The sequence below is a fragment of the Mycetocola lacteus genome, assembly GCF_003667575.1.
In the GTDB taxonomy this organism is placed as follows: Bacteria; Actinomycetota; Actinomycetes; order Actinomycetales; family Microbacteriaceae; genus Mycetocola; species Mycetocola lacteus.
Window position 1 is genome coordinate 142,490 of sequence record NZ_RCUY01000001.1, and the last position, 12,460, is coordinate 154,949.

The 12,460-nt window shown below is 64.2% G+C and carries 10 protein-coding genes; 9 read left to right on the forward strand and 1 reads right to left on the reverse strand.

The genetic code is table 11. The annotated features are described in order from the left end of the window. The first annotated feature begins 224 nt into the window (after nt 1-224). The 9 genes from D9V34_RS00625 to D9V34_RS00665 all read left to right on the forward strand — a co-directional run bounded on the left by D9V34_RS00625 (nt 225) and on the right by D9V34_RS00665 (nt 10,190). The gene (locus tag D9V34_RS00625; RefSeq protein WP_121687025.1) at nt 225-743 is read left to right on the forward strand and encodes a hypothetical protein; all 519 of its coding nucleotides are present in this window, start codon (nt 225-227) and stop codon (nt 741-743) included. Between the two features lie 80 nt (nt 744-823). Further along, a complete protein-coding gene (locus D9V34_RS00630; RefSeq protein WP_121687026.1) occupies nt 824-1,885 on the forward strand; it encodes a peptidoglycan-binding domain-containing protein in 1,062 nt (353 codons plus the stop codon). After that, the gene (locus tag D9V34_RS00635; RefSeq protein ID WP_245991789.1) at nt 1,882-2,541 is read left to right on the forward strand and encodes an ABC transporter ATP-binding protein; all 660 of its coding nucleotides are present in this window, start codon (nt 1,882-1,884) and stop codon (nt 2,539-2,541) included. Before D9V34_RS00630 ends, D9V34_RS00635 begins: the two co-directional genes overlap by 4 nt. Then, entirely contained in the window at nt 2,538-3,632 is a 1,095-nt protein-coding gene (locus D9V34_RS00640) for an ABC transporter permease (protein WP_121687028.1), read from the forward strand. The genes D9V34_RS00635 and D9V34_RS00640 overlap by 4 nt, the downstream gene beginning before the upstream one ends. A gap of 141 nt (nt 3,633-3,773) precedes the next feature. Next, nucleotides 3,774-4,805, forward strand: coding sequence for a LacI family DNA-binding transcriptional regulator (locus D9V34_RS00645; RefSeq protein WP_121687029.1), 1,032 nt, complete (start codon nt 3,774-3,776; stop codon nt 4,803-4,805). Between the two features lie 209 nt (nt 4,806-5,014). After that, on the forward strand, nt 5,015-6,721 hold the full coding sequence (locus D9V34_RS00650) for a glycoside hydrolase family 13 protein (RefSeq protein ID WP_183091803.1): 1,707 nt from the start codon (nt 5,015-5,017) through the stop codon (nt 6,719-6,721). Nucleotides 6,722-6,742: 21 nt separating this feature from the next. After that, nucleotides 6,743-8,122, forward strand: a complete 1,380-nt coding sequence (locus tag D9V34_RS00655; RefSeq protein ID WP_121687031.1) for an ABC transporter substrate-binding protein — start codon at nt 6,743-6,745, stop codon at nt 8,120-8,122. Between the two features lie 128 nt (nt 8,123-8,250). Then, entirely contained in the window at nt 8,251-9,189 is a 939-nt protein-coding gene (locus D9V34_RS00660; protein ID WP_030148524.1) for a carbohydrate ABC transporter permease, read from the forward strand. Beyond that, nucleotides 9,186-10,190, forward strand: a complete 1,005-nt coding sequence (locus D9V34_RS00665; RefSeq protein WP_030148523.1) for a carbohydrate ABC transporter permease — start codon at nt 9,186-9,188, stop codon at nt 10,188-10,190. Before D9V34_RS00660 ends, D9V34_RS00665 begins: the two co-directional genes overlap by 4 nt. Before the next feature lie 52 nt (nt 10,191-10,242). Here the strand turns inward: D9V34_RS00665 and D9V34_RS00670 are convergent, their stop codons facing one another. Further along, nucleotides 10,243-12,429, reverse strand: coding sequence for a metallophosphoesterase (locus D9V34_RS00670; protein ID WP_121687032.1), 2,187 nt, complete (start codon nt 12,427-12,429; stop codon nt 10,243-10,245). Nucleotides 12,430-12,460: the final 31 nt, after the last annotated feature.

Consider the following 12,460-nt stretch of genomic DNA (forward strand, 5'->3'; position numbering starts at 1 on the left):
TCTGGGATTCTCAGCACACACGACACCGCGCGGGCTGAAGGTGTCGAGCTCGATGCCGCATCCTCGGGGACCGGAGCGCGAATTTGAGCCGGATCGGGCTACTGGCTACCGGTCTCAGCGCCCTCCTTCTGCTCACTGGATGCGCCGCCCACTCACCGATTGGATCGGAGGGTGCACAACAGGCATCGTCGGGAACAGGCATTGAGGGTTCCACCCAGCGCCTAGTGGACGCAGACATACAAGCGAATCTCGCGAATCTGAAAGCAAAGTTCCCCGATGCCGAGATTCCCGATGAGGTCCGGGTGAGTCGAATCATCGCCCCTGACGAATACGCAGAGGTGTTTTCTCGATGCCTCACGGATGCAGGATTCACTGCTCGCGCGCATCCGGACGGTGGAATTCGGTTCGACGAGATACCGGATGAGCAGGCCCAGGCTCAGGCGGTGGCCCTGTACACATGCCAGGCCACGTATCCGCTGGATCCGCGCTACACTCAGCCGCTGACGGGTTCTCAGATCGCCTATCTGTATGACTATTACCGGGATCGTCTCCTTCCCTGCCTTGAAGGTGAGGGGCACACGGTGAGCGATCTGCCCTCGCTCACGCGGTTTAAGGAATCGTTTGACGGGACCGCGCCGGGGTATAGCCCATTCGAGAGCATCGCCAGGGGCTCGTCTGCGGAAGAGTTTCAACGTGTTTCCGGACTGTGCCCGGATTTCCCACAGGATCTCTGGGAGCACTAGATCCCTGGCTGTGTAGCGGGATTACACATTCGAGCGTCCATACTGGCGCTAATTAGCGGAAACACAGGCGAAGATCCAGCATGAAGATTCGATCTCTAATCCTCCCCGTGGTAGCCGCGCTGATCATCGGCGCGGCTACCACCTGGGGCGCGGTCACCGTATTGCGCCCGACCGAGGCCGCGCCAACGTCCACGGAGTTCACAACGGTCAAGGTTTTGCGGGGTGAGGTGGGCTCCGAGTTGAGTCTCAACACGGTAGCGGAATGGCCGCCGATCCCGGTAGGGACCAACCGCGCCGAGGGCGTTGTGACGGGGATCACCGTCTCTTCGGGCGATGAGGTGGGGCAGGGTGCCGCACTGTATACGGTCAATCTCCGACCTGTCATCATTGCTCGCGGGGAGGTTCCCGCCTTTCGCGCTATCGAGGCTGGGGTCACCGGACCCGATGTGGCCCAGTTGCAGCAGATGCTTACAGATCTGAAGTTTTACCGCGGGGCAATCGACGGTTCGGCGGCTTCCGGTACCATCGCCGCCATCCGGGCCTGGCAAAAGTCCAACTCACTGGAACAAACCGGCAGCATTTCGGCAGCCGACCTGATCTTTGTTCCGGCTCTGCCTGCGCGAGTGTCGCTGGACACCGCGCTCGTCTACCGCGGCGCAACCCTGACCGGTGGTGAAGCAGTGCTGAGTGGGCTACCCGCCGCACCGACGTTTTCGATCCCCGTAACCGAAGCACAGTCGACTCAAATACCGGGTGGGATCGCGGTGAATATCACCAGCCCCGATGGTGGCATGTGGACGGGAATCACCGGAGCTCAGGAACGAGACTCCGAATCCGCGACGGTAACCGTCGCGATACTCGGGGACAACGGGGAATCGGTCTGTGGGGATGGGTGCGGCCAGATCCCCGCGAACGGGCAGTCACGCTTTCCCTCGCGTATTGTGACGGTTGAAAAGGTGTCGGGTCTTGTGATTCCCTCCGCGGCGCTGATCACCGGGGCCGATGGTTCCCCGGCGGTGGTGCTTGAGACGGGCAAACGTGTCGCCGTCACCGTGCTCGCCTCCGCGCGGGGGATGAGCGTGGTCGAGGGAGTCGATGAGGGATTTCTTGTGCGCATCCCTGGGAAACGGTCGGGTCAGTGAGCACATTGACGCCCGGTGTGTTACCGCTTGACGTCCGAGACGTGGTGTTTGAATACGTGCCCGGTACCCGAGTATTGGACTCTTGGTCGGCGCAGTTCGAGGCCGGGAGTGTGACCGCGCTGACCGGACCGTCGGGGCGTGGGAAATCCACGCTGCTGTATCTCCTGGGACTGATGCTGCGTCCCCGGTCCGGATCCATCTTGGTGGACGGTAACGATGTAACGCGCCTCGCGGACGCCCAGCTAGCGCACCTGCGTGCCGAGCGGTTTGGATTTGTGTTTCAGGATGCGGCGCTTGACCCCTCACGATCGATTTTGGACAACGTCACCGAGACCGCACTGTATCGGGGACAGTCTCGGCGCTCCGTCACGCCCCGCGCTCTTGACCTGCTGACACGGTTTGGGGTGGACATTCCGCCAAAACGCAAACCGGGACAGGTTTCGGGTGGGCAGGCCCAACGCATCGCGCTGTGCCGCGCGCTGCTGGCGCACCCCAAGATTCTGCTGGCCGACGAACCCACCGGCAATCTCGACCCCGCAACCACCACGCTCGTAGTTGATGCCCTCCGTGATCACGCCCGGAACGGGGCCGCCGTCATCATCGTCACGCACTCGCCCGAGGTGGCCGCCGCCTGCGATCGTGAGCTACGTCTATGATCGGGCTGGTCGCACGCGAGGCGTATGTGTCGGCAAAATCGCAACCCGTTGCTACCGCGATTACCCTCCTCATGGTGATCGGGATGATTCTGTCGGTGATGCTCACCACCGGCCGCACAATCGGCGCGGAACAGCAGGTGCTGAGCTCAATTGATGCCGAGGGCACACGCTCAATCATCATCCGAGCCGAGGATGGTTCGGGTCTCACCAGCGATGTCCTGGAGCGGGTTCGCGGGATCTCAGGCATCGAATGGGCCGGGGCCTTTTCGTCCGCGGTTGACGCAACCAATGCCGAAATTCCGGACGGCGAACGGGTCCCCGTCCGGTATTTTTACGGTGATAATCCCACACATCTGGGTTTCCCCACGGATGCTCTGTTGACCGAGAACCTCGCATATGCGTCATCACTCGCACTGGATCAACTCGGTCTGAGCGACGTGGCCGGTGCCGTAAAACTCACCACCGGAGAAAGCCTCGGCATGGCGGGGGTAATCTCCCCTCCCGACTATCTGGCGGGATTTGAGCCTCTCGTCGTGGTTCCGCGGCCCCTCTCCTCGGACGGGGAGCGGGTGAACATCGTCGTAGTGTTCGCCTCACAACCTGAGCTGGTAGCGCCGGTCAGTTCGGCGATAGTCTCGGTGCTCGGAGTCGAGGATCCCTCGAAGATCACGGTGCAAACCAGCGAAGCACTCGCCCAACTTCGATCCCTTGTACAGGGCCAGCTCGGTTCGTTCTCCCGCGGGCTCGTACTAGCGATGCTCGCCCTGATGGGTGCCCTCGTGGCGATCCTCCTGTTCGGATTGGTAGTCATGCGCCGCAAAGATTTTGGTCGACGCCGCGCGCTGGGGGCCACCCGCGGACTGATCATCGCGCTCCTTCTCCTGCAAACAGGCATCGTGGCGTGTCTCGGAATCGTGGTGGGCATACTCGCCTCGGTACTGATCCTGATCGCATCGGGGGCGCCGCTCCCGGGGATATCCTTCATCGCAGCGCTGGGGATTCTGACGCTGACAACCACACTCGTCGCGGCGCTGATCCCCGCGCTCCTGGCCAGCAGGCGCGAACCGATCAGGGAACTTCGGGTGCCGTAGATCACGACTCGCCTTTCATACGCGGGATTTTCGGAATTTTTTCACACCAATTTGATGCGAAAATCGGCCCATTTTGTGCCCTTTCGGCGAATCTACGCAAAAGGCTTACTTTTTGTTGCAAGAACTTGCTAGTGTGGCGACATGTCACGAAGACTCGCTGAGGTAGCCCGCAAGGTAGGCGTGAGTGAGGCGACCGTCAGTCGCGTCCTCAACGAAAAGCCGGGGGTGTCCGAGACCACCCGCAACGCGGTGCTCACCGCCCTTGATGTGCTGGGATATGAGCGGCCATCCAGTCTGCGCGGGGAACGCGCCCGCCTGGTGGGCCTGGTCCTGCCCGAACTCCAGAACCCGATCTTCCCCGCGTTTGCCGAGGTGGTCTCCGGGGCGCTCGCCCAAAACGGCTACACCCCGGTGCTGTGCACGCAGACCACCGGCGGGATCTCCGAAGCCGACTATGTGGATCTGCTGCTCTCCCAGCGCGTTTCCGGGGTTGTGTTCTCCGGCGGCGCCTACGCGGAGACCGACGCCAGCCACGAACACTACGACCGTCTGACCGAGCTCGGCCTGCCGTTTGTCTTTGTCAACGCCCTGGCCGAGGGCCTGGATGTCGCCACGGTTTCCTGCGATGATGCGGTCGCGATGGAGCAGGCGCTGGTCCACCTGCACCAGCTCGGACACACCCAGATCGGCCTGATTCTGGGCCCCAAGGACCACGTCCCCTCACAGCGCAAGTATCAGGCCGCACTGCGCTGGGGTGCCGCGAACGATGTGGACTTCACCGGCAGCCGGGTCATCCACTCGCTCTACTCACTCGAGGCCGGACAGGTTGCGGCGACGCGTCTGCTGCAGAAAACCGACGCCACCGCTTTTGTCTGTGCGAGCGACCTCCTGGCCCTCGGCGCTATCCGTGCGGTGCGCCGAGCAGGACTCCGCGTGCCCGCCGATGTCTCGGTAGTGGGCTATGACGACTCCGCCCTGATGAACGCGGTTGAACCCCCGCTGACCACGATCCGCCAGCCGATCGAGACGATGGGACGCATGGTGGTGGAGCTCCTGCTGCGGCAGATCGGCGAGGATTCGGCGACCCGGGACGAGTTCCTGTTTGAGCCCGAACTGGTGGTACGAGGCTCCACCGCGCCGATGCGCACCCGCTCCGCGCGCAAAAGAGAGTAAATCTTTGTAAATTTCTTACGTTCTGTGTCCTTCTTGCGTGATTCTGTCGCTTCCCTTACATTTAGGTTTCAACAACGGCGTTGGTCGGGTTCCTGCCCCAACCGGTACACGAGTGACGCCACGGAATACGCACAGGAAACAGAGGCGCTGGTTTGTCCAGGACCGTTGAACACCACACGACCGCCGCGGTCGACTCCCCCGAGGCGTCCATCGACGCGCTCGGCACCCTTCTTACCCCCTCCACCAACTCGTGGTGGCGCGGGGACACGATCTATCAGATCTACCCCCGCTCGTTTGCCGACGGTAACGGCGACGGCACCGGCGACCTCCGCGGAGTCCGCCAGCGCCTGCCCTATCTCAAGGAACTCGGCATCAACGCGATCTGGTACACCCCGTGGTACGAGTCCCCGCTGGCCGATGGCGGCTATGACGTGGCCGACTACCGCCGGATCGACCCCGCATTCGGAGACCTGGCCGAGGCCGAGGCACTGATTCAGGACGCACTGGCCCTGGGCATCCGCACGATCGTGGACGTGGTCCCCAACCACGTCTCGGCCGCGCACCGCTGGTTCCAGCAGGCCCTGGCGGCGGAGCCCGGCTCCCCCGAGCGCGCCCGCTTCTGGTTCCACCCGGGACTCGGCGAGAACGGCGATCAGCCGCCCACCCACTGGCCCAACAACTTCGCCGGCCCCACCTGGACCCGCCTCACCAATGAGGACGGCACCCCGGGCGAGTGGTACCTGCACCTGTTTGATCCCGAGCAGCCCGACCTCAACTGGTCCCACCCCGAGGTGGTCCAGGAGCACGAGGACATCCTGCGCTTCTGGTTCGACCGCGGCGTAGCGGGAATCCGGATCGACTCGGCGGCCCTGCTGGTGAAGGACCCCGCCCTGCCCGAGATCCCCGAAAACCCGGGTCCCGGCGAGCACCCCAACACCGACCGCGACGAGCTGCACACCATCTACCGCGGCTGGCGCCGGGTGGCCGAGGAGTACCGCGACCGGGCACCGCTGGGAGGCCGCGCGCTGATCGGTGAGATCTGGCTGCCCGACGCCGAACGCTTTGCCGCGTATCTGCGCCCCGATGAGATGCACACCGCATTCAACTTCGACTTCATGACCCGGCAGTGGAAGGCCGAGGAGCTGCGTGCCTCGATCGACCTGATGCGCGATGCTCACGCCCCGATCGGTGCCCCCTGCACCTGGGTGCTCTCCAACCACGACGTGACCCGCGTGGTCACTCGCTACGGCCGTGAGGACTCCTCGTTCGAGTTCCTCAAGAAGCGTCGCGGGATCCCCACCGATCTGGCCCTGGGTACCCGTCGTGCCCGCGCCGCCGCGCTGCTGACCGCCGCGCTGCCCGGTTCCCTCTACATCTGGCAGGGCGACGAGCTCGGCCTGCCCGAGGTTGAGGACCTGCCCGATGAGGAGCGTCAGGATCCGATGTTCCACCGTTCGAACGGTGTGGACCCGGGTCGCGATGGCTGCCGTGTGCCGCTGCCCTGGTCCGGTCAGGAGCCCCCGTTCGGCTTCGAACCCGAGGGTTCCACCGCGCCGACCTGGCTGTCCCAGCCGGCCGATTGGAACACCTACACGGTTGAGGCTCAGCGCAAGGATCCCGGATCGATGCTGAACCTGTACCGCCGGATGCTGGAGTTCCGTGAGCGCGATGCGGCGCTCGGAGACGGCCCCTTCCGCTGGCTCACCGCGGCCGACCACGCGGGCTTCGGCCCCGAGGTGCTGGCCTTCGCCCGAGCCGACGGATTCATCAGCGTCACCAATTTCTCCGGTGAACCCTTCGCGCTGCCCGAGCGTGCACAGCTCCTCCTTTCCAGTTCCCCCCTCGAAGGCGGTCTCCTGCCCGCCGACACCACCGCGTGGCTTCGGCTCACGCAGCACCCCTCCCGCACCAACTAATCACAACGAAAGGCAATGACAATGAAGTCACCCATTAAAGCGTTGACCCTCACGGTCTCCGCACTGGCAGCAATCGGCCTCCTGGCATCCTGCTCGAACGGCGCCAACCCGGGCGACGGCGAATCCGCCGACGGCAAGGTTGAGCTCTCGGTGGTCAGCCTGATCCCCGGAACCGAGCAGGCGGCGTTTGACGCGTTCAACGAGCAGGTCAAGCAGTTTGAAAAGGCCAACCCGGACATCAAGATCAAGCCGGTCGAGTACGAGTGGAAGGCCGACACCTTCCCCGCGCTGCTCGCCGGTGGCACCCTGCCGATCGTCTACACCATCCCCTTCACCGACGGTCAGACCCTGATCGAAAACGGTCAGATCGCCGACATCACCGAAGAGGTCAAGGCGCTGCCGTTCTACGACAAGTTCAACCAGAACGTGCTCTCCGCCGGCACCGACGACAAGGGTCACATCTTCGCCGTCCCGCGCGAGGCCTACGGTAACGGTCTGCAGTACAACCGCGACCTGTTCAAGCAGGCGGGCCTGGACCCCGACAAGCCGCCGACAACCTGGGAAGAGGTCCGCGCGGCCGCCAAGACCATCTCCGAGAAGACCGGTGCCGCCGGTTACATGCAGATGACCCAGGGCGCCACCGGTGGATGGCAGACCACCGTGGCTACCTACGCCCACGGCGGACGCATGGAGGAGATCAAGGGTGACAAGGTCACCGCGACCCTCGACACCGACGCCACCAAGAAGTCCCTGCAGTTCCTCAAGGACCTGCGCTGGGAGGACAACTCGATGGGCTCCAACTTCCTCTATGACTGGGGAACCATCAACAAGGCATTCGCCTCGGGCCAGATCGGCATGTTTACCGGTGGAAGCGACCTCTACACCGCGCTGATCCGCGAAAACCAGATGGACCCGGCCCACTACGGCATCACCACCCTGCCGCTTGAGGGCAAGGACGGCGCCGTGCTCGGCGGCGGTACCCTCTCGGTGGTCAACGGTAAGGCCAGCGAGGCTCAGAAGAAGGCCGCCGTCAAGTGGATCAACTTCTACTACCTGCAGAAGTACCTGGACAAGGACGCGGCCATCACCGATGCCAAGACCCTTGCCGCCGCCAACCAGGCCGTCGGCACCCCGGCCCTGCCGATCTTCGACAAGGCCACCCTGGATGAGTCCCGCGAGTGGATCAAGGACTACATCAACGTCCCCCAGGACCAGGTCGCACCGTTCACCTCGAAGATCTTCGACCAGCCGCTGGTGATCGAGCCGACCAAGAGCACCCAGGACATCTACGGCATCCTCTCGCCGGTGGTCCAGGCCGTGCTCACCGATAAGAACGCCGACATCGACGCCCTGCTCAAGCAGGCCAACGCCGACGCGCAGGCAGTTCTGGACCGCGGCTAACCCCCGGTCCTCCCCCGCAGCACCCGTCACATCCGCGACATAACCCTCGCGCCGGCCGCGGGGATGGCCCGTCCATCCCCGCGGTCACACATCGTTATTCCCTCGTGCAGGAAGGCACCGCCGCCACCATGACCACCCTCACCAAACCCGCTCCGACCAAGCGTCGGCGCGCCCGGAATCCACGCACCTGGTTGCGTGGCGGTGGGCTCTCCAACCTCCTCTTTGCGGCCCCGATGATCATCATCTTTGGGCTGTTCTCGTTCTACCCAATCATCCGTGCATTCGTGATGAGCTTCCAAAAGACCAACCTGATCGCCGACCCGCAGTGGGTGGGACTGCTGAACTTCCAGCGTGTGCTGGAGGATCCGGTGTTCTGGGTGGCCCTGCAAAACACCGGCTGGTTTGCGCTGCTGGCCCTGATCTTCGGATACCCGATTCCGCTGATCGCCGCCGTGCTGATGAGCGAGGTGCGCCGGGCGCGCGGTCTGTACTCGGTGCTCGCGTATCTGCCCGTGGTGATCCCGCCGGTGGTTGCCGTGCTGCTGTGGAAGTTCTTCTACGATGCGGGCCCCAACGGTGTGTTCAACACCATGCTGGGCTGGGTGGGCCTCGGCCCGTTCCCCTGGATCCAGGACGCCACCATGGCGATGCCCTCGATCGTGCTGGAGGCCACCTGGGCCGCCGCCGGTGGAACCATCATCATCTACCTCGCCGCGCTGACAGGCGTGGCCCCCGAACTCTACGATGCCGCCGAGATTGACGGCGCGGGCATCTGGCGCAAGATCTGGCACGTGACCCTGCCGCAGCTGCGCGGCGTCCTGCTGATCACCCTGATCCTGCAGATCATCGGCACCGCGCAGGTGTTCCTGGAACCCTTCCTGTTTACCGATGGTGGACCAGCCAACTCCACGGTCACCCTGCTCCAACTCATCTACCGGTACGGCTTCCAAAACAGCCTCGGTGGTAACTACGGTTCGGCAACCGCGCTGAGTGTGATGCTCGCGCTGTTCCTCGCCCTGCTGTCCTTCGTGTACTTCCGTCTCACCTCTGGTTGGAGCAAGAATTGACCACCACATCGACCCGTAGCGACGCCGGTGTCGCGGTAACCGCCGACGCGGTGCTCGACACCGCTCCCGCCCCCACCCGTCGCCGTCGCCTCGGAAAGAAGAAGCCCGCGGCTGCCGGGCCCTCGGATGAGCGCGGGATCATCTCGACCAATGAGTGGAGCCGGCGCGGAATTCGCCGCTCCGCCAACGGTATCCAGATCACCCTCCTGGTGCTGCTGGCCATCGGCGGTCTGGGACCGATCCTCTGGCTGGCCAAGGCCGCGATCACCCCCACCCAGGACACCCTGCGCACCCCGATGGCGCTGTTCCCCAACGGCTTCGCCTGGGACAACGTCAGCAAGGCGTGGACCACGATCGGTCTGGACGTCCAGTTCATGAACACCGTGTGGGTGGCCCTGGGTGTGCTGGTCATGCAGTTGGTGGTCACGATGACCGCCGGTTACGTGCTGGCGATCCTCAAGCCCGCCTACGCCAAGGTCCTCAACGCCCTGGTGCTGGCCACCCTGTTTGTGCCCTCGGTGGTGCTGCTGGTGCCGCTGTATCTGACCATCCTCGATGTTCCGTTCCTGGGCATCTCGCTGCAGAACACGTTCTGGGCGGTGTGGCTGCCCGCCGGCGCCAACGCCTTCAACATCCTGCTGGTCAAGCGCTTCTTCGAAAACCTCCCGCCGGAGATCTTCGAGGCCGCCCGCACCGAGGGTGCCGGATCGTTCCGTATCTTCTGGCAGATCGTGTTGCCGCTGTCCAAGCCGATCATCGGTGTGGTCTCGGTCTTCGCGGTGATTGCCGCCTGGAAGGACTTCCTCTGGCCCAAACTGGTGCTCGCCCTCCCCGAGGTGCAGCCGCTCTCGGTGCGTCTGCCGCAGCTGCAACAGACCATCGACCTGGGCACCTACCTGGCAGCCCTGGCTATCTCGACCCTGGTGCCGATCGTGCTGTTCATCATCTTCCAGGGCCTGTTCCTGAAGTCCGCCGGCATGGGTGGAGCGGTCAAGGGCTAGGTTTCGCACGGCAAGTTTGGGCCCGCGTCCCCGGGGGGACGCGGGCCCATTCTCATGCCGCGCGGCGACGCATCCGAATCCGGTGAAGCCCGGCAAGGATCAGCCCGATTCCGGCGATCCCCCCGGCAAACAGCGCCAGACCCTGCCAGGTCGCGCCCGTGTCCGGCAGCGTCCCGGATCCGGTGACATCCGGTGATCCGGTTCCACCCTGACCCGGCTCGGTCACCGGCGGAATGGAGGGTTCCGGGGAGGGCTCCGCCGGGCCGGTTGGCTCCTTCCCGGGAATCGGGATATCAATGTGTTTGATCTCGCGCGGCGTGGCCGCCGCATCAAACGCATAGGCGGTGACCCGAATCCGATCCGGATACAGCGCAACCCGCGTACCCACCGGATCCACACCGCTCACAGCGGCTTCACCCCAGTCTCCGCTCGGTCCGTACTGGGTGGTCACGGCGGCCGTGTTGACCACGCTCGGGGCCTGTCCAAGGGCCGGATCAAATCGCTTCTCGGCGCTCCAATCGTTCAGCGTGGCCTCCCAGTGCGAGTGGCTGGTGATGACCGTCACCTGGGGGTTATCGCGAAGGAGGGCACCGATTCGTGCCAGGTCTCGCCCATAGTCATTGCGATAGGCGTTGATATAGGTCCCCGAGACCGAGTTTGGCAGCACGTGATGGGTCATCAGCAGCACGGGCTTTCCCTGAGCCTTCCAATAGGCCAGGCGATCCCGTAGCCACTCATACTGGGTGTCGGAGATCTCCACAAACGGATTAGCACCGCCAAGTTCCGCGTAGTTATAGTATTCGCTGCCGATCCAGAGCAGCGGAAGGGTGCCGTCCACCAGGTGCTCACCCCAGAGCCCGCCCTGATCCCCCATCGTCCGCATTCCGGTGGTGTCGAGGAATCGCTCGCGGTATTCCTCCGGGGTGCTCGCGGTGCCAAAATACTCATGATTGCCGATCGCCGAAATCTGGGTGGGATAGCGCTCACCCCCGCCGGCTCGATAGGCCTCAAAGAAGTCACGGTAGAGATCGGGGCTTCCATTTGAGACCAGATCGCCGTTGGTGACCAGGGTGTCGGCCCCCTCCGCCAGGGACCGAAGTCCGGGCAGAACCTGGTTTTGCAGGCGTCCGGTAGCCCCCTGAATGTCGCTGATGATATCCACCCGTGCCAACGAGTCCGCGTCCGCGGGCAGCTCACCTAGCCCGCGGATCAGCTGCACATTGTCGATCATCCAGGATCCGGTTCCCCGCGCCCCGGCAAACTCGAATTCGAATCGGACGCCGTGGGCCCCATCCGGGATCTGTACCGGCAGGCGCAGCTGGCTCGACTCCTCATCCTCGGTCCCGAGACGGGAGAGGTCGCGGCGCTCGCCGGTATCAAAGACCGCGCTGACTCGGGCATGCTGGTCGAGGGATCCCCGCGCCCGGTAGTGACTGTCTAGGCGCAGCTCCAGAGCGTCCCCCGGCGTCACTGGAATCTCCTCGGAGGCAAGGACTCCGGCCGCAAGGTGGTTGGCGGCATCGATCGCGGCCAGGGTCCCGTCGGCACGGGTGAAAGCCTGACGACGATCGGTTCCCGATCCGGCCACGACCTCGTCGAGCGTGCAGCGCTGCCAGTCGCCCGCGTCGGCTTCCGCCCAGGCGCTCGCCGCTTCCAGCCCGTCAAACCAGAGCTGCTTCTCGGTCACCTCGACGGGTGTCGGCTCGGGCGAGTAGACGGTGATCGGGATGTCGGTATCGGTGATGCCACTCCCGCTCAGGTGCAGCATCAGAACCGAATTGGCGGTGTCGGCGGGCACGGTAAGGGGCACCGGGGTCCGTCCCGCGGCATCGGCCACCGGAATACCGGCAATCGGTGGGCCCGAATCCAGACTCGCCGTCAGTTGCTGGCCCGGAGTAAGCCCGGTGAAGGCCAGCGTGGTGGGAGTACCGGGAGTCACCAGGGTTTTTTGGGTTCCCTCCAGAATCGGGCGTATATCCGCACCGGCCATTTCCTCGGTGGCCGTATCCTCGGCGGCCGCGTCCTCACCTGGAATCGGGTCGACAACCGGCGAAGGTTCCGGGTCCTGTGAAGGTTCCGGTGAAGGATCTGTGCTGGGCACGGGATCGGAACTCGGGCGGGGCTCCGCACCGGTCCCGCCCGGTGCGACGGGGACCGCCCCGGCCGGCATCGTGCCCAGAAGCCCGAGGATGAGAAACAGAGCGGTCAGTCCGGAGGCGACACGAACGTGCTTTTTCATGGGGATGCTACTCCTTTATATTGTCAACACG